The sequence below is a fragment of the Phyllobacterium sp. 01N428 genome, assembly GCF_056399405.1.
Genome location: NZ_JBFTRH010000002.1, coordinates 132,433 through 153,734 on the forward strand (window position 1 = coordinate 132,433; position 21,302 = coordinate 153,734).

Below are 21,302 nucleotides of genomic sequence, written 5' to 3' on the forward strand. Positions count from 1 at the left end.
TCATGGTCTCATTGTCAGGAACTGTCAGCAATGCGATTATTGTGAGAAAGTGTTGATTTTGGTCACCAAATGGCGCACTTGTTGTATATTATCAACGACCGGGTGTTTTCATGGACAAGCGCGACCTTGCACGGCTTTTTCAGGAGCGGATCAAGAGTCTTCTTGCCCGCAGCGGTGAAAACCAGTCCGCGTTCGCGGCTTCCGTTGGCATAGACCGCTCTGCGCTCTCCCAGTTGCTCTCCGGGCAATCGACCCGCCTGCCCCGCGTGGAAACGCTGCTCAACATCGCCGAACGGCATTCCGTATCGCTTGACTGGCTGCTTGGCCTCAGCCAGGACGAGGGTATTACCGGCGAACTGCGACCAAGCCTTGAAATCGAGGAAGGGTTCGACAACCAGACCTTGCTGGTCAAATGGCATGCCGAAGCCACAGGCACGAAGATACGTTATGTGCCTGCCCGCATCCCCGATCTTCTGCGCACGCAAGCGGTGATCGCCTATGAAACCCTGATGGTCCATCGCGATCCCGCCATACAGATGAGCGAAACGGCGTTCCGCCTCGACTATAACCGCCAACCCGGTACGGACATGGAAGTATGCATGCCGTTCCAGACCTTGCACGATTTCGCCGCGGGCTGCAGTCTCTGGAGTGACCTGCCGCGCAAGGTCCGTGTCGAGCAACTCGAACATATGGCGTCGCTGGTGGATGAACTCTATCCCTCGTTTCGCCTCTATCTGTACGATGGGCGCGAGCGCTATTCGGTGCCCTATACGGTATTCGGCCCCTACCGCGCCGCCATCTTCGTCGGCGAGATGTACCTCGTGCTCTATACGACCGAGGCCGTGCTCACCATGCAGCGACACTTTGATGGGCTGATCCGCGTCGCCAAGGTCAATGCCCATGAGGTGGCGGCCTATATCTCGTCGCTCAAGGTCACCTAGCGCTTTGCGGTTTGCGACCGCTCGCGAGCGCCGATGTCGCAAAGAAGCATTGACCACATATAAAGACTTCCTTATATGGTTATCTAACTTGTTTTAAGGGACGTTCCCATGACCATTCACAATCCGCTTGCCGACCTTATTGCCGAAAAGGGTGTTCTCCTTGCCGATGGCGCGACAGGCACGAACCTGTTTGCATCGGGCCTGGAAGCGGGTGAAGCTCCGGAGCTCTGGAACGAAGCCAAGCCTGAAAAGATCACTGCCCTGCACCAGGGCTTCGTCGATGCCGGCGCCGATATCATCCTTACCAATTCCTTCGGCGGGACACGGCATCGCCTGAAATTGCATCATGCCCAGGACCGCGTCTTCGAGCTCAACAAGAAGGCGGCCGAACTGGCGCGCGAAGTCGCAGACAATGCCGGCCGCAAGGTCATTGTCGCGGGCTCGGTCGGTCCGACCGGTGAACTGCTTGTCCCGCTTGGCGCGCTCACCGAGGAAGATGCCGTCGCAGCCTTTACCGAGCAACTGGAAGGCCTCAAGGCCGGCGGCGTCGATGTCGCCTGGATCGAAACAATGTCGGCGCCGGGCGAAATTCGCGCCGCTGCCGAAGCTGCGGTCAAGGTCGGCTTGCCTTACGTCTATACCGGCTCTTTCGACACGGCCGGCAAGACGATGATGGGCCTGCCGCCCAAGGAAATCCACGGCGTTGCCGAAGGCCTGGAAGCAAAGCCCGTCGCGGTCGGCGCCAATTGCGGCGTCGGCGCATCCGATATCCTTGCCTCGCTTCTCGATATGAGCGAAGCAAATCCCGAAGCGACGATCGTCATCAAGGGCAATTGCGGCATCCCTGAATTCCGCGGCTCGGAAATCTTCTATTCGGGCACGCCCGATCTGATGGCAAACTATGCTCGCCTCGCAATTGACGGCGGCGCCAAGATCGTCGGCGGCTGCTGCGGAACCTCGTTCGAGCATCTCGCCGCCATGCGCAAGGCGCTCGACAGCCACACCAGCGGTCCGCGCCCGACTGTCGAGACGATCATCGAGACCATCGGACCGATGCGCAACAAGCTCGCTGCCCATGCGGACGATACGCCGAAGCGTGAGCGTCGCGGGCGCCGCGGATAGTCAACGCACTTTGAAGAAAAAAAACCGGCAGCGCAGGCTGCCGGTTTTTTGTTGGCTTTCACAGGTGTCAGAGATCTTCGATCTCGCGACGGACCCTCTTGAGGATTTCGCGTAGCTGCTCGGCCTTTTCCGCGTTAAGCGAACCACTGCGCAGCTTTGAATGGAGCGCAAAGCGTAAGGCGTGCATCTCCTCTCCGAGTGCCGCTCCGCGTATTTCGCCGGAAGCGTCGTCGAGCTGCGCGTTAATCTTGTCGAGTTCGGGGCGGTTCTCTTCGAGATAAGCCAGGCCCTGCTCGGTAATCGTATAGAGTCGCTTGTTGCCGTTGGTGCTGGAGGTAACGAGATCCGCCTCCTCCATCATCTGCAGCATCGGATAGATCGCACCCGGGCTTGGGCTATAGGCGCCCTCGAACCGCGCCTCGAGAGCCTTGATGACGTCATAGCCGTGACGCGGCTCCTCCGCGATCAGGCCAAGAACGACGAGACGCAGTGCGCCCGGATCGAACATGCGCGGACCGCGTCCGCCAAAGGGGCCGCCACGATGCCGGCCGAAAGGCCCGCGGCGACCACGACCGCCGAAACGTCCGCCGCCTTCGTGAGAGCCTGCCATCCTGTCCATCCGCGACCAGTGATCGCCGTCATGGCCGTGATTGTGTCTGCAATGATTATGCATGGGAATTTCTCCTAGTTAGTACTTCAATGCGTTATATCTAACAAACGATATATCTTTATTCAAGTCAAAGATATATCTTTTGACAGTAAGCGTAGTCAACATATTGAAGCTAGGACGAAATTTCTGTTTGAGATAATGCTTACGAACGCGCGAAGGCGGTCATATGGAAGCGCTGCTGATCGCCAAGGTAGGCGTATTGCCGTCCGACCGGGCACGCGAGCCGGGCAAGACAGCCGCCTTCCCTGCAGGTCTGGCCGGGCTCCGTTGCGAGATAATCGCGGCAGCGCTTCACGGCATAAGTTTCGCCGTCAAAAGCATCGACGGGGCATGCGCTGAGACACGGTTTTGACGCACAGACGTCGCATGGATGCCCGTTCTCATGGAGCGGTGCAAAAGCGATGGATTGCCGAAACAGGAGTGCACCGCGAAATGCCTGCCAGAGACCATATTGCGGGTGGATCAACAGGCCCAGCGGTGACGGCCGCAACCCTTCCGCGCGCATCGCCCATTGCTGGAACGGCAGATAAGGTCGGTCCGAGGGGAAGACGGCATACCCGCCAAATTCGCTGGCAATCGCGTTGAGGACCTGCTTCGACCACGTATCGAGCGGATTGGCTGCCCCTGGATTGTCCCGACGCCAGGCAGTGAAAGCTGGCCAGATCGACGAGCCGAAATGACCGACAAGAACGACGCTTCGGGCTCGCCTGCCATCAGGCAGGACCGGGGTGTCATCTGCTGCGCCGAATACGAAGCCGCCGCGTGGAACAAGCCCGTGGGGTTCCAGCGCGGCGGCGATCGTATCAAGCATCGGCGTCACCGCCCGTTGCCATGAATGTAAGCTCATCCCTCGCCCGAACCCTTGATTGCGGAGGCCCAGACTTCCTTATGGATCAGATTGGCCACTTTAGCCCGGCCGTCCTCGGGCTTCTTTCAAGTGAAAGCGTCGGGCATCGAGGCCTTCTTCTTGGCGATGTACTCGTTCAGAGATTCATCGATTGCCGGATCGAGATACGGGGCCTCATAGGAATCGAGCCAGCGCCGTGCGAGTTCGTTGGCGCGCTGGTCGGCGCGCTTTTCGCCCTCGGCCAGCCACTGCTCGTAAGAGTTGTTGTCGGCAATGTTCGAGCGGTAGAAGGCCGTCTGGAAATTCGCCTGCGTATGGTCGCAACCGAGATAGTGGCTTCCGGGTCCGACCTGGCGGATGGCGTCCATCGCCTGGCCGTTCTCCGAAAGATCGACGCCGGCCGCAAACTTCTGCGCCATGCCGAGCTGGTCGATATCCATCATGAACTTCTCATAGGACGATACCAGGCCGCCTTCGAGCCAGCCGGCCGAATGGAGGACGAAGTTCGTGCCGGCGAGCAGGGTCGAATTCAGCGTATTGGCGCTTTCATAGGCGGCCTGCGCGTCCGAAACCTTGGAAGCGCAAAGCGAGCCGCCGGTGCGGAATGGCAGGCCAAGGCGGCGAGCGAGCTGTGCGGCACCATAGGAGACCAGCGACGGCTCCGGAGTGCCGAAGGTCGGCGCGCCCGACTGCATGGAAATCGACGAAGCGAACGTGCCGAAAATGACCGGCGCGCCCGGCCGGATGAGCTGCGTCAGGGCCGCTCCGGCCAGCACTTCGGCCAGGATCTGGGTGAGCGTGCCGGCAACAGTCACCGGGCTCATCGCGCCGGCAAGGATGAACGGCGTAACGATGCACGCCTGGTTGTTGCGGGCATAGACCTTCAGGGCACCGAGCATCGTCTCGTCGAACACCATCGGCGAGTTCGCATTGATCAGGCTGGTCAAAACCGTATTTTCGTCGAGATAGTTCTCGCCGAATACGAGCTTGCACATGGCGATCGTATCTTCGGCGCGCTCGGGCGCAGTCACCGAGCCCATGAACGGCTTGTCGGAATATTTGATATGGGCATAGATCATATCGAGATGGCGCTTGTTGACCGGCACGTCGACCGGTTCGCACACCGTACCGCCCGAATGATGGATCGACGGCGCCATATAGGCGAGTTTGACGAAATTATTGAAATCCTCGATCGTCGCGTAGCGGCGATTGCCGTCGAGGTCGCGCACGAAAGGCGGACCGTAGACGGGCGCAAATACCGTCGCGTCGCCGCCGATCTGGACCGAACGCTCGGGATTGCGCGCGTGCTGCGTGTAGATAGAGGGCGCAGTCTTCAAAAGCGACCGCGGCAGCCCTTTGGGAAAATGGACGCGCTCGCCCTTGATATCGGCGCCGGCTTCCTTCCACAGCGCGAGTGCTTCCGCGTCGTCGCGAAATTCGATGCCGGTCTCTTCGAGCACCGTGTCGGCATTGGCCTCGATCAGCGCCAGTCCTTCTTCATCGAGCACTTCGTAGGTGCGAATCTTGCGCGTGATATAAGTCAGCGACTTGCCGGGACCACCGCCGGAACGTGCCGCACGACGAGCGGCAGCGCCACCACTGGCGCCACGACTGCGGCGTCCGCCGCCGGTGTCGGTTTCCGCGGGTGCATCGACGGGTGTTTCCTCAATCATTGTCTTTCTCCAGGCGCACGAAGCGCAGACTTCCAATCAATCAGACCAAATCCTAACCGTCATGCCTGCGGGGGCGTTTCCGTGTGCGGCACGTGATGGCGCATCGGAGACAAACATCCGGTCGTTTTCGTCATTTACAAGGTCGCTTTTAAGCAATGCGTTTTCAGCAACTTGCCCGATATGTTAAACGAATGCCAGCGGGCGACAAAGCACCCATATTATCCAGTGTCGCTCTGTGCTACGGACCTGTGCATAACGCTTGAAAGGAAGCAGACCCATGGCCGATGATGAAATCATTCTTTCGGAGCTTTCGGACGATGAACTCGTCGAGCAAATGCATGACGATCTGTATGACGGGTTGAAGGAAGAGATCGAGGAAGGCACCAACATTCTGCTTGAGCGCGGCTGGGTACCCTACAGGGTCCTCACGGAGGCGCTCGTCGAAGGCATGCGCATCGTCGGCGAGGATTTCCGCGACGGCATCCTGTTCGTCCCCGAAGTCCTGCTCTCGGCCAATGCGATGAAGGCCGGCATGTTCATTCTGCGCCCGCTGCTTGCAGCGACCGGAGCGCCGAAACAGGGCAAGCTCGTCATCGGTACCGTCAAGGGCGACATTCACGACATCGGTAAGAACCTCGTCGGCATGATGATGGAAGGCGCCGGCTTTGACGTGATCGACCTCGGCATCAACAATCCCGTCGAGAACTACCTCGCCGCCATCGAAGAGCATCAGCCAGACATTCTCGGCATGTCGGCCCTGCTGACGACGACCATGCCCTATATGAAGGTCGTCATCGACACGATGAAGGAAAAAGGCATTCGCGACGACTATGTCGTTCTCGTCGGCGGCGCGCCGCTCAATGAGGAATTCGGCAAGGCTGTCGGCGCTGACGCCTATTGCCGCGATGCGGCCGTCGCGGTTGAAACAGCCAAATCCTACATGAAGCGCAAGCACAACCAGCTTTCCGCTTGACGAATATGAAAACGGCCGCGACAGGCGCGGCCGTTTTCAGAACATCTATAAAGAATAGACTACTAAGTAATAAAATTAATCTGAATCAACAGATTAGTTGGCAGCCTTGGCGACGCGATGGCCGGCGTTCTGTGTGGCATTAACGGTGTTGGCTGCATCGGCGCCCACGCCGCGTATGGTATTTGCGCAACCTGCAAGTGCAACAACAGCAAGTACAGCGGCAATCGGAACGATATGTGATAGTTTCATGGATTGTGTCTCCCGTTCTGCTAAAATGAAATTCAACGGTCGGATAACGCGATAGAGCATCATCGGTTCCATGACTCTTCAACAAAAGTCAACGAAATCAACACAGACCGTGCGCGTCATCGCCTGCGGCATGATTGCGCGCGAAATTCTTGCCATCCAGGAGCAATTCGGCCTTCACCATATCGATTTGAAATGCCTGCCGGCGATCTATCACCATTACCCGGACAAGATTGCTCCTGCTGTGGATCGCGCCATAGTCAAGGCGAAGGCGGCGGGCATTTACCGTATTTTCGTTGGCTATGCGGATTGCGGCACCGGAGGCCTTCTCGACCGAGTGTGTGAGAAGCATGGTGTCGAGCGGATCGAAGGTCCGCACTGTTTTTCCTTCTACGCCGGCAATGCAGCCTTCGGTGCGCAGTGGGAGGATGACATGACATCGTTCTTCATGACCGATTTCCTCGCAAGGCATTTCGAGGCCTTCATGGTGAAGCCGCTTGGCCTCGACCGTCACCCCGAACTGCGCGACATGTATTTCAGCAATTACACCAAGATGATCTACATGGCGCAAACCGATGATCCGGCGCTCAGCCGCAAGGCCGAGGCCGCCGCAGCTTTTCTGGGTCTTGCCTATGAGCGCCGCCTCACCGGCTATGGCGATCTGATCCCGGCCCTGACCGCAGCCGCAACCCTTTAGACGCGCACCGCAAACCCCACGCCTTCCAAGGAGCCCTCATGACCTGTCGCGCCGCCCTCGCCACGATCTTCTGCCTGTTGTTGCCTGCCAGTGCGCTTGCAGATGGCGAGATCACACGGCTGATCACCAAATCGGACCAGGCGCGGCTCGATAAATATGAAGCGACGCGAACCGCTGCTGTCGATGCGGCGAGGAAGGGCGGCACTTCAGGCGATGTGGCGCAACTTGATGGGGTTCTCGTCAAGCCGACGCTCGCCTTCAATGAAGGCTTCGATATGGTGGGCAATTGGCAATGCCGCACCATCAAGCTTGGCAAGCAACCGCCGCTAACCGTCTATGGTTGGTTCAAATGCCGCGTTACGGACGACGGATCCGGCTGGATGCTTGAGAAAACCAGCGGTTCGCAGCGCACCAAGGGCCGCTTCTACACAGAGAGCGACAAGCGCCTGACCTATCTCGGCGTCGGCTATGTTGCAGGCGAAAAGCCTAAACGCTATGGCGCCGGGCCCGATACCGATCAGGTCGGCTACGCCTATCGTACCGGCAAAAACGAGTTCCGCATCGAGTTTCCAGCCCCCGCGCTCGAATCCCTCATGGACATCATTGAACTCAGGCGCTGAGACACTTTCGTCATTGCAATGTCACCATTGCCGCGCCATATGCGTCGAAACTTGAACCTTCGACGATAAGATGGCCGCCATCGACGCTAACAACGAAATAAAGCCGCACAAGCCTGATTTGCATGCGGCCGACAACGATCCCCGCTCCCTGTCCCAGGTCTTCGAGGACCTGGCGCGGTCGGCAACGGAGCCAGTATCGTTCGCCGAGCTGGAAGACGCCTTCACCGATCGCAGCTTCGCCGCGCTCCTCACCTTCTTCGCCATCTTGAACCTGTTGCCGCTGCCACCTGGAACAGGCGTCATTACCGGTATACCGCTCGTGCTTCTTTCGGTGCAGATGGTCATGGGCCGCGAATCCGTGTGGCTTCCTTCATTCATGCGCGACAAGACCATTTCGCCCGAGCGTTTCCGGCTTGTTTCCGACAAGGTCGTTCCCTGGTTGCAGTGGCTGGAGCGCTTTATCCGGCCACGCAACTGGCCGTTCGGCCGCCGTCAGGGCGACCGCTGGCTTGGCGTCTTCACCACCATTCTCGGCATGTCGGTCGTTATTCCCATGCCGTTGTCGAACTGGCTGCCGGCGCTGGCCACCGTCATCATCGGCATTGCGCTGTGTGAGCGCGACGGCAGGCTGATGGTTGCCGGCCTCGCCCTTGGCCTTATCTCGATGAGCATTGTCTTCGGTGTCGCCTTTGCTGCGGCAAGCGCAGTCAGCTACGCCGCGACGTTCTGGCCCTTCTGATTTGCCTGTCGCAAAAGCGCAAATGAGTGACGTCGCATTTGAGTGGTCCCGCGTCGTGAGATAGCAAGCTTAACCCCTGATATTCCGGCAAAAGGGTCGTTATCGGAGGTTGAATTGCATGGCTGATCTTATTGTCGTTTATTGGCGGGACATTCCCGCTCAAGTGACCGTCAAGAAGGGCCGCCAGGCAGCCAAGCGCGAGCTTTCCCTTCGATTTACCGAGGCTATCGACATGTGCGCGATGCGCATAGGCGCGAGGGATTCCGACGCCTATCTCGCGGAGTGGCGTCGCGGCACTCCGGTGCCGGTAAGTGATGATCTTGACGGCGAGGCTGACGCAGCCCTTGCCCGCATTGAAAATGATTATGATCGGGAACGCCTTGTGGCGCTTGTAAAGGCAGGTGGACATGACAATTCATGAATTGAAAGCGAAGCCAATGATAAAGATCGCAGCATCCATCGAAGTGGCGGCACGCCAGGCTATCGAATCGCAGGACCTGCCTGGTCTGTTTCCAGCCGGTACCCGCGTCTACATTACCGACATGGGCACCGACAGCGTCGATACGCTGACGGCCGCGGCCAAGCGCGTTCATGATCTCGGCTACAAGCCGGTACCGCACTTCGCCTCGCGGCGCTTGTCAACGAAGGCTGCGCTTGAAACGCGCATCCGCCGCGCTGCCGAAGAGGCAGGCGTGACTGACATATTGGTTATCGGCGGCGGGCTGGAGCGCCAGGCGGGCGAATTCTCCTCGACCATGCAGGTGCTCGAAACCGGCTTCTTCGACAAATACGGCATCAACGAAATGGGCGTTGCCGGCCATCCCGAAGGCAGCCCAGAATTTTCCGAAGCGGTCGCCCTCCAGGCGCTTCGCCTCAAGAAGAACTTCGGCGAGCGCACGGGCGCAAAGCTGCGCGTCGTTACCCAGTTCGGGTTCGATGCCGAGCGCTTCATCCGCTACGCAGAATCGCTGCGCGAGCATGGCATCGACCTTCCGGTCCATCTCGGTGTTGCCGGTCCCGCCAAGATCACGACGCTCATTAAATATGCGGCCATGTGCGGCGTCGGCAATTCGATCAGCTTCCTGAAGAAGAACGCGCTTTCCTTGACCGCTCTCGCCACCAGCCATTCGCCGGAAGGCGTTGTCGGCCCGATCGAGCAGCATGTCATTGCCAATCCGATGTCGGCGATCAAGCAGATCCACCTCTTCCCGTTTGGCGGCTTGAAAAAGACCTCCGAGTGGCTTGTCGAACGTGGCTCCTGGAACGTAAACAACGCGCAGTACTCTTCCGCAAACGCAGCCGCAAACTGAGGTTCCCTGCATGACCCGTACGATCGTTGCCTCGGCGACCAAAGAAATCATCATCGGATTTGACCAGCCTTTCTGCGTGATCGGCGAGCGCATCAATCCGACCGGCCGCAAGAAACTCGCTGCCGAAATGGTCGCAGGCAACTTCGACACGGTGATCAAGGACGCACTGGAGCAGGTTGCGGCCGGTGCCACGATGCTCGACGTCAATGCCGGCGTAACTGCCGTCGATCCTAACGCCACGGAGCCTGGCCTGCTTGTGCAGACGCTGGAGATCGTCCAGGGCCTCGTCGACGTGCCGCTCTCCATCGACAGCTCCGTAACGGCCGCCATCGAGGCGGCTCTGAAGGTCGCCAAGGGCCGTCCGCTCGTCAATTCGGTGACAGGCGAAGAAGAAAAGCTTGAGGCGATCCTCCCCCTCATCAAGAAGTACAACGTGCCTGTTGTCGCCATCTCGAATGACGAGACCGGCATCTCGATGGATCCGGACGTGCGCTTCGCCGTCGCCAAGAAGATTGTCGAACGCGCTGCCGATTTCGGCATTCCGGCGCATGATATCGTTGTTGATCCGCTGGTGATGCCGATCGGTGCGCTCGGCGATGCGGGACGCCAGGTATTTGCGCTGTTGCGCCGCCTGCGCGAGGAGCTCAAGGTCAACACGACCTGCGGCCTTTCCAACATTTCCTTCGGCCTGCCGCATCGCCATGGCATCAATGCCGGCTTCATCCCGATGGTGATCGGTGCAGGCATGACCTCCGCGATCATGAACCCATGCCGCCCGCAGGAAATGGAGGCAGTGCACGCCGCCAACGTCCTCAACGGCACCGATCCGAACTGCACCTACTGGATCAAGAAGTATCGCGACCATCAGCCGGCAGCGGCCGGAGCTGCGCCCGCAGCCACGCCCTCGGTTCCTGCCGATGGCGCCGGTGGCGGTCGCCGCCGTGGCGGCCGCGAGGCGCGGCGCGGCGCCACAGGCTGAGCATTTGCCTCAGCCAGACAGCCCGGTCTAACAAGGCGGTGGGTGGCAGATGCTGCCCCTCGCCCCGCAAGTTTTGGAGCATCGATCTTGAACGCACCCGTCAAAGCACCTGAGACATCGGCAAAGGAAGCGCTGGTTCTCTTCATGCCGTCGGGAAAGCGCGGACGATTTGCCGTTGGAACCCCAATACTCGAAGCGGCCCGCACGCTCGGCGTATATGTCGAGAGCGTTTGCGGCGGCCGTGGCATTTGCGGACGTTGCCAGGTCGAAGTTCAGGAAGGCCGTTTCGCCAAGCACGGCATTACGTCATCCAATGACCACATCTCGGAATTCGGCCCCAAGGAGCAGCGCTATGCCGAAAAGCGCGATCTCAAGGAAGGCCGCCGCCTTTCCTGCTCCGCCACGATCCTCGGCGATCTCGTCGTCGATGTCCCCCAGGACGTGCAGGTCAATGCGCAGGTCGTGCGCAAGGCCGCCGATACGCGCATCATCGAGCGCAACCCTGCGATCCACATGTGCTATGTCGAGGTCGAAGAGCCGGACATGCACAAGCCGCTTGGCGATCTCGATCGCCTGAAGGCTGCGCTGGAAAAGGAATGGGGCCTTCGCAACCTCGAGGTTGATACGCACATCCTGCCGAACGTGCAGAAGATCCTGCGCAAGGGCAATTGGGGCGTCACCGCCGCCATCTATCACGACGAGGAAACCTCGCGTCCCGCCATGGTCGGTCTCTGGCCGGGTCTCAAGAACGAGGCCTACGGCATCGCCTGCGATATCGGCTCGACGACGATCGCCATGCATCTTTCGTCGCTGCTTTCGGTGCGCACCATTGCTTCGGCAGGCGCGTCCAATCCGCAGATCAGATTCGGCGAAGATCTGATGAGCCGCGTATCCTACGTCATGATGAACCCCGACGGGCGTGAAGCGATGACCGCGGCCGTGCGCGAGGCGATCAACGGGCTGATCGACAAGGTTTGCGCCGAGGGCGAGGTCGCGCGCGAGGATATTCTCGATGCGGTGTTCGTCGGAAATCCGATCATGCACCACCTCTTTCTCGGCATCGACCCGACGGAACTTGGCGGCGCGCCGTTCGCGCTCGCCGTCTCCGGCGCCGTGCATCTGAAGGCGTCGGATATCGGCCTGCCGATGAATGCCGGAACCCGCGTCTATATGCTGCCTTGCATTGCCGGCCACGTCGGCGCTGACGCTGCGGCCGCAACGCTTGCTGAAGGTCCACACCGCCAGGACGAAATGATGCTGCTCGTCGATGTCGGCACCAACGCCGAAATCGTGCTCGGCAACAGGCATCGCACGGTCGCGGCCTCATCGCCCACCGGGCCAGCCTTCGAAGGCGCGGAAATTTCCGGTGGTCAGCGTGCGGCGCCGGGCGCTATCGAACGCGTGCGCATCGATCCGTTGACACTCGAGCCGCGCTTCCGCGTCATCGGCACCGAACAATGGTCCGACGAACCGGGCTTCGACGAAGCGGTGCAGACAAGCGGCATTACCGGAATTTGCGGCTCGGCGATTATCGAGGTCATTGCCGAAATGTACCTTTCGGGCATTATTTCCGAGGATGGCGTCGTTGACGGCGGCCTCGCTGCCCGTTCGCCGCGTGTCAGGGCCAATGGCCGGACATTCTCATATCTCCTGCACGAAGGCTCGCCGACGATTACGATCACGCAGAACGATGTGCGCGCCATCCAGCTTGCCAAGGCCGCGCTCTATGCCGGCGTCAAGCTCCTGATGGACAAGCTTGGCATCGACCACGTCGACCAGATCAGCTTTGCCGGCGCCTTCGGCTCCTTCATCGATCCGAAATATGCGATGGTACTCGGCCTTATCCCCGATTGCGATCTCGACAAGGTCAAGGCGGTCGGCAATGCCGCAGGCACCGGCGCGCGCATGGCGCTCCTCAACCGCAATTATCGGCGCGAGATCGAGGATACAGTGACGCGGATCGAAAAGATCGAGACCGCTCTCGAGCCGAAGTTCCAGGAGCATTTCGTCCACGCCATGGCGATGCCGAACAAGATCGATCCCTTCCCTAAACTTTCCCACGCCGTGACCTTGCCTCCTCGCAAGAATGTCAGTGAGGACGGGGTTGCCGGAGATGCCACGCCGCGCCGCCGCTCGCGCGAGGATCGCGCGGCGAGGCGCAACCGGGAATAGGCTTCAGCCGCTTTGTCCTTCTCGCGGTTTTCCGCTATCAAGCATCGATGATGTTTGATTCCGGATATGATTTTCCATGATAGCCTGCTTCGATATTGGCGGATCTGCGATCAAGGGTGCGATCGCCTATTCGCCCGAGGATATAAGACCGGTGCCCAAGGTGGCGACGCCGCTCCATGATTTCGACGCGTTTGCGGGCGTAATCCAAAAGATCGCCACGGATGGCGGTGCGGATCCGCAAAGCCTCATCGCCATTTCCATTGCCGGGGTAGTCGATGCGGATACGGGCCGGATCACCTGCGCCAATATTCCTTGCGTTCACCAGCGCAGGCTCGAAGCCGACCTGAGCGAGAAACTGCAGCGGCGCGTGCTCATTGCCAATGATGCCGACTGTTTCGCGCTGTCGGAGGCTGTCGTCGGCGCCGGGCGCGGTCACCGCGTCGTCTTCGGCATCATCCTCGGCACCGGCGTCGGCGGCGGCATCGTCATCGACGGCAAGATCCATGAGGGCGCGGGCGGTTTTGCCGGAGAATGGGGCCACGGCCCCGTCGCGGCGACCCTTGCCGGCAATCCGCCGGTCGCCATACCGCGTTTTGCCTGCGGCTGCGGCCAGATCGGCTGCGTCGATGCCATCGGCGCGGCGCGGGGCATGGAAAAGCTCCATGCGCATCTTCATGGCGTGAACCTGCCGAGCACCGATATCATCGCGGCCTGGGATTTAGGCGATGCGGCAGCGGAGCGCACAATCGATTGCTATATCGATATTGTCAGCGGTCCTCTGGCGATGACCCTCAATGTCGTCGGCGCTTCGATCGTCCCGGTCGGCGGCGGACTCGCCAATTCGGTAAATCTGATCCGCCGGCTCGATGAAGCGGTGCGCGCGCGAATCCTGCGGAAGACTGACAAGCCGCTGGTAATCCCGGGCGAATTGAAAATTGAGCCCGGCCTGATCGGTGCTGGGGTCCTGGGATTGATGGAAGCTGCCAAATGAGTGTTCTTCTCGAAATATGCGTCGACTGCCCCGAGGGACTTGCGGCGGCTATCGCTGGAGGCGCGGACCGTATCGAACTTTGTTCGGCGCTCGAAGTCGGCGGCCTTACGCCAACCCCGGGGTTGATCGGGCAGGCCGCGGTTGCACCCATACCGATCTATGCGATGATCCGCCCACGGCCCGGACACTTCGTCTATGGGGAAGCCGACATCGACGCCATGTTGCGCGAGATCGATGCCATGCGCAGCGTTGGTCTGGCAGGCGTCGTCTTCGGCGCCAACCATGCGGATGGGACACTGGACCATGCGACGCTCGAACGCCTCATCCGTCAATGCGATGGTTTCGGCGTCACCTTGCACCGCGCCTTCGACCTTGTCCCTGACCTTGATGAAGCGGTGGAAACAGCGGTCGAACTCGGCTTCGAGCGCATATTGACGTCCGGCCGCGCCCTGACCGGGATTGAGGGCATCGACGATCTGGAACGAACGTTTGCTCGCGCCGGCGGCCGGATCAAGGTCATGCCCGGCTCGGGTGTCAACATCGGCAATGTCGAGACGTTGCTCAAGCGTATCCCGTTCACTGAGGTTCACTCGTCCGGGTCTGTAGATGCGCCGCCATTGAGCGAAGGCGCGCGGCGCCTCGGTTTCGAGACGCCGACGCAGAAAATGACGAGCGCCGAGCGCGTGCGCGCCTTGAAGGAATTCTGCCTGCGGGCGTAAAAGCCCAGGACTCAGAGCCTGCCGGTCCGCTCGTACCCTTCGAAATAAACCCTGAGATGCTGGGCGACAGCCTTCACATGTGCGCCCGCATTCTTGGCGACCAGCATTCCAAGCTTCGATTCGCCGAGCCTCGGCAGGCCATGCTCGGATCCGAGCTGCACCATATTGTCGTCCAGCAGGAACTTCGAGAACGGGGCAACGGCCAGATCGGCGAGAATGGCGGCGCGCTGGCCCATCGTATGCGCACTCATATAGGCCACGCGATAGTCGCGGCCCGCGCTTTCGAGCGCACTGATCGCGTTGGCGCGCCAGATGCACCCCTCTTCCCACATGGAAAGCGGCAGCGGATTGCGCTCATGCGCGGTGCCGCATTTGGCACCGGCCCAGATAATCTCCTCGGTCATGAGGATTTCGATCTCCTCGACCTTGGCCAGCGTTTCGTTGACATTGACCAGCGTTACGTCGAGGCGCTGCTCATCGAGCCGCTTGCGCAGGCCGTTGCTCTGATCGATGACAACATCCACCGTGACATCGGGATGGGTTTCGGCGAATCGCTTCAACACGAAGGGAAGAACCCGCTCGCCGATATCGTCTGGCGCGCCGAGGCGGACGACTCCCGACACGGTCGGCGCAATGAACTTTGCCACCGTCTCGCGATTGAGCGCCAGCATGCGCCGCGCATAGCCGAGCAGGACCTCGCCGCTTGGCGTCAATTTTACTGAACGCGCATCGCGTTCGAGCAATACGTGACCAAGCGTTTCCTCAAGCTTCTTGATCTGCATCGAAACGGCAGAGGGCGTGCGGAACACCGCATTCGCCGCACTCGAAAAACTACCCGTCTCCGCAATCATCGCGAACGTGCGCAGGACGTCGAGATCCAGGATCGGGATGGGATGATGCATTGGTGCTGACATATCGCCAAATCCTCCATCAATTTTTCTTAAGCATAGTGTTCCGTAATTTCGTTTGATTGAACATCAACTTGGGCAGATAGTCAAGATCATAGAAACGGACGGCGTTGAAATTGCCACCGTATCCCTAGAGAGGAGAAGACAATGTCTACCTGTGACGAACTCTATCATCGCAATGCAAGCGTGGCCGAGCGTCTCGCCTCATTTGCAACCGATCAGCTGCACCGCTGGGCTGAAGGCATGAACTATGCTCGCCAGCTTATTGCTCGCCGCCGCCGCCTGCGCGAAACGGAATTGGCCCTTGATTCGCTCCCCGATAGCATCCGTTGCGACATTGGCTGGCCGGACCTCTATGAACGACAGATCAGGGACTACAACGAAGTCAGGCCTACCCGGCGCTAAGATCATGAGACCAGCCTTGTAAAGGGAGCGGATAACGGCGTATCCGCTCCCTTTTATCATATGTGATCCCTGCGCTTTTGCGACACAGGGCAAGACCCTTCCATTTAGAATAATTCTATGTTTCTATCTGCAAAAAAGCTCAAAAGACCACAGCAGTAATCTGAAGCCACTGCTTCAGTTGCGACATGGCCTTGAAGCCAATAGCGGGAACACAGAATCAAATGGATCATGTTGGTCTGACCAAGCGGTCTTTCGTATTTTTCCTCGTACCCAACTTTTCGATGATCGCATTTGCGACAGCGATCGAGCCGCTGCGCATTGCCAATAGAATGCTTGGATACGAAGCCTATCGCTGGCGCCTTGCTTCCGTGGATGGCAAGCCCGTGACGGCATCCAACGGCGTCGAATGCGCCGCATCCTCATCCCTGGAAGACGAACGCCGCTACCTCACCGGCGGAGATCGTCCGTCCATGGTCTTTGTCTGCTCGGGCGTCCACGTCGAGAAATTCCAGAACAAATCCGTGTTCGCGTGGCTCCGCGAAGAATTCAACCGCGGCGTCGCCGTAGGCGGGCTTTGCACCGGCGCGCACATCCTGGCGGCGGCCGGTCTGCTTTCGGGCAAGCGCTGTGCCATCCATTGGGAAAACCTCCCGGGCTTTGCCGAAGCATTCCCCAAGGCAGACGTCTATGCCGATCTCTTTGAGGTTGACGGCAACATCTATACCTGCGCCGGCGGCACCGCGGCGCTCGACATGATGCTCAAGCTCATCGGCGACGATTTCGGCGACAATATCGTCAATCGCGTCTGCGAGCAGGCCCTCACCGACCGTGTTCGCAGCCCGCACGACCGCCAGCGCCTGCCGCTGCGGGCGCGCCTCGGCGTTCAGAACTCAAAAGTGCTGACGATTATTGAACTCATGGAAGCGCGCCTCTCCGAACCCTTGTCGCTGATCGAGATCGCCGATCATGTCGGCCTGTCGCGCCGGCAGATCGAGCGCCTCTTCCGCCAGGAAATGGGTCGATCCCCTGCCCGCTACTATCTTGAAATCCGCCTCGACCGCGCGCGCCACCTGCTGATCCAGTCGTCAATGCCGATTGTCGAGGTCGCCGTTGCCTGCGGTTTCGTCTCGGCTTCGCATTTCTCCAAATGCTACCGCGAACTCTACGGCCGCTCGCCGCAACAGGAGCGCGCGGACCGCAAGCAATTGATGGCGGCTTAAGTTACCGGGATTCCCAGTCCTGCATGCGACGCTGCCATATGCGCTCGCCGGAAAGGCAATCATACATCGGCTTGTCCTCAGCGAGGATAACGGGCAGTTTCCCTGCATCCCGCCAATCGGCCTTCTGAACTGCCGGCGTCTTGCCAGCGAGTTCGAGCACCAGCTTGCGGCGGACCGCCTCGGGGAACTGGTCCCATGAATTGACGGGGATCATGAAGGCGCCGGGACCGCCGATCACGCAGTTGCTGTAATAGATGTCGAGATCGGCAACGGCCCAGTCTGAATAGAAATCGCCCCGCGTCATCAGCGGCAACCCATTGACGACGATGCCCTTGGCCACCGCCTCATTGCGTGCATCGGCTACCGGACGGCCATTATTGTTGGCGCCGTCGCCGGAAATATCGATCACCTTGCGCATGCCCTTGAAGCCGTTGTTGTCGAACAGCGAACTGCCAAAATCGATGGCGCCGGAAATTGATGTGCGGCTTTGGGTCGAAGGTATCGGCTGATCCAACGCATCCGCCAGTTTCTGCGATGCTTCCGCACTGTCGACCAGTGTCCAGGGAATGATGATCCGCTGCACGGTCGAGCCGGCCCATTCGACATAGGTGATCGCGACGCGCCCGTTCACCCCTTCGCGAATGGCATCAATAACTTCCTTGCGCCGAAACGCGGCGATATAGCCTTCGCGCTGAATCTTCTGCTCGAAAGGCTCCATGGAGCGCGAAGCATCGACGGCCAGAACAAGTTCGACGTCCACATCGAGATCGGCGGCAAGCGCGCGCGTTTCAAAGCTGGCGATCAGTGCCGCCAGTGACAGAAAACTGCAGAGAGCTTTCCTTCGCGATGACATGAAGCAAAGTGTAGCGCAAAACGATGCAACGCAAAGCAACTTCCAGTGCGTTCACATTCTGTTGAACAACCACAGGTTCAAACGCAGAAACGGCGCCTCCACGGCGCCGTCCAGCATTTCATGTTCGCTGTTGCGAAGGCGCTACGCCTTTAGCCGTTCGTTCTCGGTGTCGAACGGCGATTCCGGAATGACGGTAACCTTGTGCATCTTGTCGAGGATCTTGATCTCGAGCTGTGTGCCAAGCGCCGAATATTCCGGCTTGACCATGGCGAGTGCAATGCTTTTGCCGAGGCGCCAGCCATAGCCGCCATGGGTGGCGCGGCCGACGAGCTCGCCTTTCACATAGATCGGTTCGCTGCCGCGGGCATCGACGTCGGAGACACCCGGTACATGCACTTCAAGCGTGACAAAATTCCATTTCAAGCCGTCTTCGCGAGCCTTCACCACCGCGTCGCGGCCAATGAACTCGCCCTTGTTCGGGTGTACGAAACGATCAAGACCGCTTTCGAACGCATTGTATTCGATCGACAATTCGCGCGGGATCAGACGATACGACTTCTCGACGGCCATAGCCGTCATCGCGCGAATGCCGAACGGCTTGATACCGAATTCGGCACCGGCCTCGAGCAGGAGATCGTAGAGCGTATTCTGCTGCTCGATCGGATGGTGCAGTTCCCAGCCAAGCTCGCCAACGAAGTTGACGCGCAGCGCATGTGCTGTTGCCGTTCCGACGCTGATCTCCTTGCCCGAAAGCCAGGGGAAAGCTTCGTTGGAAAGATCGGCGCGGGTGAGCTTTTCCAGAACCTGCCGGCTCTTCGGACCCGCAAGTACGAGGACCCCATACATCTGGGTAATCGGGCGCAGCGTCACCGAGCCATCGTCGGGCAGCAGCTTGTGCAGATAATCGTGGTCGTGGTTTTCATAGGCGCCGGCCGAGACAAGGTAGAACTTGCCGGGCGCCCATTCATAAACGGTGAACTCCGAACGCACGCCGCCGCGCGTCGTCAGAAGATGGCAAAGGGCGATCCGGCCCTGCTTCTTCGGGATGCGATTGGCAAGGATCGAGTCAAGCCAGGCGCGCGCGCCAGGTCCGGTAACTTCCATTTTGGCGAAGGCCGACATGTCGAGCAGGCCGACATTGTTGGTGACATTCTTGATCTCGTTGCCGACATGCTCGAAATAGTTGGAGCGGCGGAACGACCAGAGTTCCTTCACCTTGCCTTCGGCATCCGGCTTCGGATGGTTCTGGTTCATGAGAACATCGGGCTTTTCCAGCTTGGCGACGTCGAGCCCATAACCTTCGGGCGCAAACCAGTTGGCCCGCTCCCAGCCATAGACGGTTCCGAACACGGCGCCGAGCTTCTTCTGGCGGTCATAGGAAGGCGAACGCTTGAGCGGCCGCGCTGCGCCGCGTTCTTCGTCCGGGTAGTGGACCGAAAAGACCTCGGCGTAGGCTTCCTCGTTCTTCTCCTTGAGATAGCCTTCGGTCGCATAGGGACCGAAGCGGCGCGGATCGACGCCCATCATATCGATTGAGGGTTCGCCCTCGACGATCCATTCGGCCAACTGCCAGCCGGCGCCACCGGCGGCTGTCACGCCGAAGGAGTGACCTTCGTTGAGCCAGAAATTCTTCAGGCGCGGCGCAGGTCCAATGATTGGCGAGCCGTCAGGCGTATAGGCGATCGCGCCGTTATAAACCTTCTTGATGCCGACCTCCGCAAAGGCAGGTACGCGGGCAATCGCGGTTTCGATGTGCGGTTCGAGCCGGTCGAGATCCTCCTGGAAGAGTTCGTACTCGCTCTCGTCCGACGGGCCATCGACATAACAGACCGGCGCGCCTTTCTCGTAAGGTCCGAGCAGCAGGCCGCCATTTTCCTCGCGCATATACCAGGACGAATCGCTCTCGCGCAGCACGCCCATTTCCGGCAGGCCCTTGGCCTTGCGCTCAAGGATCGCCGGATGCGGCTCGGTGACGATGTACTGGTGTTCCACCGGAATGACGGGAACATCGAGGCCGACCATCTTGCCGGTCTTGCGGGCGAAGTTGCCGGTTGCCGATACGACGTGTTCAGCGGTGATATCACCCTTGTCGGTCTTCACCAGCCACTGGCCGGAGGGCAGTTGCTCGATGCCGAGCACGGTCGTGTAGCGATAGATGGTTGCGCCGCGATCGCGAGCGCCCTTGGCGAGCGCCTGAGTGAGGTCCGCCGGCTGGATATAGCCATCGTCCGGATGCTGGATTGCGCCGAGAATGCCGTCGATTTCGGCGAGCGGCCAAATCTCCTTGACCTGCTGCGGCGTCAGAACCTTGACCGGGACGCCGATCGTCTCAGCGACGCCTGCATAATACATGTACTCGTCCCAGCGGTCCTTGGTGCGGGCGAGACGAATATTGGAGCAGTTGGTGAAGCCGACATTCATGCCGGTTTCCTTCTGCAGTTCCTGATAGAACTTCACCGAGTACTTATGGATCTGGCCGACCGAGTAGCTCATGTTGAACAGCGGCAGCAATCCGGCCGCATGCCAGGTTGAGCCCGAAGTGAGTTCCTTGCGCTCGATCAGGACAACGTCGCTCCAGCCTTTCTTGGCAAGATGATAGAGCGTCGAGACACCCACCACACCACCGCCGATAACGACAACACGCGCCTCAGTCTTCATTGCACTTTATCCTTTGATATCGATCGATGGGCGAAAAGCTTGCGCCGGTTTTTTTGCACTATGCCGCCCAGCATGTCCATCGCTAAGGCCTGTTTGCGACATGGCGAAAACACGCCGCGACGCGTGGCAAACAGTCAAGGACTTGCTAGGTCATCCGGTGCCTGAAAAACCAATGGCCGGCTGAAAATTAATCCAGCCAGCCACCGTTCCTTAAAGCTTTTCGCCAGGCTATTTGATCGAGATCTTGCCGCCGGTCATTTCGACGGTCTCGCCACCAGTCAGCGCCTCGCGGTCACCGTTCGGAAAGGTGACGAAGCAACCGCCGCTGCAGAACTCCACCGTCTCACCGGCGCCAACCTGCAATTGGGTCTTGGTCGAACCTTCGGTCACGACAAGCGTCTGCGCATTCGTATCATTGTTCTTTACGCTCGCCGCATAAGCTGATCCGATCGAAATCGCACTCGCCGCAACGGCAATCACAAACTTCTTCATTCCATACCCGGTGGCAGCCACCGCCCCTGTTGCAGGGCCCCGCCAGGCCCTTTGTCACCCACATTTA

The 21,302-nt window shown here is 59.6% G+C and carries 22 protein-coding genes; 14 read left to right on the top strand and 8 right to left on the bottom strand.

Annotated features, from left to right (window positions below):
- The first annotated feature begins 110 nt into the window (after nucleotides 1–110).
- Nucleotides 111–941 carry a helix-turn-helix domain-containing protein gene (locus AC1DNI_RS08685; RefSeq protein WP_477691599.1) on the top strand — a complete coding sequence of 277 codons (831 nt, stop codon included), beginning with the start codon at nucleotides 111–113 and terminating at the stop codon, nucleotides 939–941.
- Nucleotides 942–1,049: 108 nt separating this feature from the next.
- Nucleotides 1,050–2,063, top strand: a complete 1,014-nt coding sequence (gene bmt, locus AC1DNI_RS08690) for a betaine--homocysteine S-methyltransferase (protein ID WP_091922156.1) — start codon at nucleotides 1,050–1,052, stop codon at nucleotides 2,061–2,063.
- 67 nt (nucleotides 2,064–2,130) lie between these two features.
- Here bmt and AC1DNI_RS08695 read toward each other — a convergent pair whose 3' ends face one another.
- From AC1DNI_RS08695 to AC1DNI_RS08705, 3 genes are all read right to left on the bottom strand, one after another.
- Complete coding sequence (locus AC1DNI_RS08695; protein ID WP_477691600.1) at nucleotides 2,131–2,736, bottom strand: PadR family transcriptional regulator; 606 nt, start codon at nucleotides 2,734–2,736, stop codon at nucleotides 2,131–2,133.
- Between the two features lie 139 nt (nucleotides 2,737–2,875).
- Entirely contained in the window at nucleotides 2,876–3,544 is a 669-nt protein-coding gene (locus AC1DNI_RS08700) for a hypothetical protein (RefSeq protein ID WP_477691601.1), read from the bottom strand.
- Between the two features lie 122 nt (nucleotides 3,545–3,666).
- Nucleotides 3,667–5,253 carry a trimethylamine methyltransferase family protein gene (locus AC1DNI_RS08705; protein ID WP_027231795.1) on the bottom strand — a complete coding sequence of 529 codons (1,587 nt, stop codon included), beginning with the start codon at nucleotides 5,251–5,253 and terminating at the stop codon, nucleotides 3,667–3,669.
- A gap of 277 nt (nucleotides 5,254–5,530) precedes the next feature.
- Here AC1DNI_RS08705 and AC1DNI_RS08710 point away from each other — a divergent pair, with 277 nt between their 5' ends.
- Nucleotides 5,531–6,226, top strand: coding sequence for a corrinoid protein (locus AC1DNI_RS08710; RefSeq protein ID WP_153668807.1), 696 nt, complete (start codon nucleotides 5,531–5,533; stop codon nucleotides 6,224–6,226).
- Nucleotides 6,227–6,319: 93 nt separating this feature from the next.
- Here AC1DNI_RS08710 and AC1DNI_RS08715 read toward each other — a convergent pair whose 3' ends face one another.
- Complete coding sequence (locus AC1DNI_RS08715) at nucleotides 6,320–6,475, bottom strand: entericidin domain-containing protein (protein ID WP_091922446.1); 156 nt, start codon at nucleotides 6,473–6,475, stop codon at nucleotides 6,320–6,322.
- A 70-nt stretch (nucleotides 6,476–6,545) separates the two neighbouring features.
- Between AC1DNI_RS08715 and AC1DNI_RS08720 the strand changes: the two genes are divergently transcribed.
- The 9 genes from AC1DNI_RS08720 to AC1DNI_RS08760 all read left to right on the top strand — a co-directional run bounded on the left by AC1DNI_RS08720 (nucleotide 6,546) and on the right by AC1DNI_RS08760 (nucleotide 14,699).
- The gene (locus tag AC1DNI_RS08720; RefSeq protein ID WP_477691602.1) at nucleotides 6,546–7,169 is read left to right on the top strand and encodes a DUF1638 domain-containing protein; all 624 of its coding nucleotides are present in this window, start codon (nucleotides 6,546–6,548) and stop codon (nucleotides 7,167–7,169) included.
- 38 nt (nucleotides 7,170–7,207) lie between these two features.
- Nucleotides 7,208–7,789, top strand: coding sequence for a DUF4893 domain-containing protein (locus AC1DNI_RS08725; RefSeq protein ID WP_477691603.1), 582 nt, complete (start codon nucleotides 7,208–7,210; stop codon nucleotides 7,787–7,789).
- Between the two features lie 70 nt (nucleotides 7,790–7,859).
- On the top strand, nucleotides 7,860–8,528 hold the full coding sequence (locus AC1DNI_RS08730) for an exopolysaccharide biosynthesis protein (RefSeq protein ID WP_091922164.1): 669 nt from the start codon (nucleotides 7,860–7,862) through the stop codon (nucleotides 8,526–8,528).
- A gap of 118 nt (nucleotides 8,529–8,646) precedes the next feature.
- Nucleotides 8,647–8,949: a virulence factor gene (locus AC1DNI_RS08735; protein WP_477691604.1), complete on the top strand. Its 303-nt coding sequence runs from the start codon at nucleotides 8,647–8,649 to the stop codon at nucleotides 8,947–8,949.
- Nucleotides 8,936–9,838: a methylenetetrahydrofolate reductase gene (locus AC1DNI_RS08740; protein WP_477691605.1), complete on the top strand. Its 903-nt coding sequence runs from the start codon at nucleotides 8,936–8,938 to the stop codon at nucleotides 9,836–9,838. Before AC1DNI_RS08735 ends, AC1DNI_RS08740 begins: the two co-directional genes overlap by 14 nt.
- A gap of 10 nt (nucleotides 9,839–9,848) precedes the next feature.
- Complete coding sequence (locus tag AC1DNI_RS08745) at nucleotides 9,849–10,817, top strand: methyltetrahydrofolate cobalamin methyltransferase (RefSeq protein ID WP_477691606.1); 969 nt, start codon at nucleotides 9,849–9,851, stop codon at nucleotides 10,815–10,817.
- A gap of 144 nt (nucleotides 10,818–10,961) precedes the next feature.
- Nucleotides 10,962–12,989, top strand: a complete 2,028-nt coding sequence (locus AC1DNI_RS08750) for an ASKHA domain-containing protein (protein WP_477691784.1) — start codon at nucleotides 10,962–10,964, stop codon at nucleotides 12,987–12,989.
- Nucleotides 12,990–13,065: 76 nt separating this feature from the next.
- A complete protein-coding gene (locus AC1DNI_RS08755; protein ID WP_477691607.1) occupies nucleotides 13,066–13,980 on the top strand; it encodes an ROK family protein in 915 nt (304 codons plus the stop codon).
- Nucleotides 13,977–14,699: a copper homeostasis protein CutC gene (locus AC1DNI_RS08760; RefSeq protein ID WP_477691608.1), complete on the top strand. Its 723-nt coding sequence runs from the start codon at nucleotides 13,977–13,979 to the stop codon at nucleotides 14,697–14,699. The genes AC1DNI_RS08755 and AC1DNI_RS08760 overlap by 4 nt, the downstream gene beginning before the upstream one ends.
- An 11-nt stretch (nucleotides 14,700–14,710) precedes the next feature.
- On the opposite strand, the gene AC1DNI_RS08765 is transcribed toward AC1DNI_RS08760, so the two are convergent.
- Nucleotides 14,711–15,613 (bottom strand): LysR family transcriptional regulator, encoded by a 903-nt coding sequence (locus AC1DNI_RS08765; RefSeq protein ID WP_027231806.1) that lies wholly within the window; start codon nucleotides 15,611–15,613, stop codon nucleotides 14,711–14,713.
- A 141-nt stretch (nucleotides 15,614–15,754) separates the two neighbouring features.
- Here AC1DNI_RS08765 and AC1DNI_RS08770 point away from each other — a divergent pair, with 141 nt between their 5' ends.
- Both AC1DNI_RS08770 and AC1DNI_RS08775 read left to right on the top strand, forming a co-directional pair.
- On the top strand, nucleotides 15,755–16,012 hold the full coding sequence (locus AC1DNI_RS08770) for a hypothetical protein (protein WP_477691609.1): 258 nt from the start codon (nucleotides 15,755–15,757) through the stop codon (nucleotides 16,010–16,012).
- Between the two features lie 221 nt (nucleotides 16,013–16,233).
- Nucleotides 16,234–17,232, top strand: coding sequence for a GlxA family transcriptional regulator (locus AC1DNI_RS08775; protein WP_027231808.1), 999 nt, complete (start codon nucleotides 16,234–16,236; stop codon nucleotides 17,230–17,232).
- A gap of 1 nt (nucleotide 17,233) precedes the next feature.
- Here AC1DNI_RS08775 and AC1DNI_RS08780 read toward each other — a convergent pair whose 3' ends face one another.
- From AC1DNI_RS08780 to AC1DNI_RS08790, 3 genes are all read right to left on the bottom strand, one after another.
- The gene (locus tag AC1DNI_RS08780; protein WP_091922176.1) at nucleotides 17,234–18,085 is read right to left on the bottom strand and encodes a DUF1194 domain-containing protein; all 852 of its coding nucleotides are present in this window, start codon (nucleotides 18,083–18,085) and stop codon (nucleotides 17,234–17,236) included.
- 141 nt (nucleotides 18,086–18,226) lie between these two features.
- The gene (locus AC1DNI_RS08785; protein ID WP_477691610.1) at nucleotides 18,227–20,743 is read right to left on the bottom strand and encodes a GcvT family protein; all 2,517 of its coding nucleotides are present in this window, start codon (nucleotides 20,741–20,743) and stop codon (nucleotides 18,227–18,229) included.
- A gap of 228 nt (nucleotides 20,744–20,971) precedes the next feature.
- On the bottom strand, nucleotides 20,972–21,235 hold the full coding sequence (locus tag AC1DNI_RS08790; protein ID WP_091922180.1) for a hypothetical protein: 264 nt from the start codon (nucleotides 21,233–21,235) through the stop codon (nucleotides 20,972–20,974).
- Between the last annotated feature and the right edge of the window lie 67 nt (nucleotides 21,236–21,302).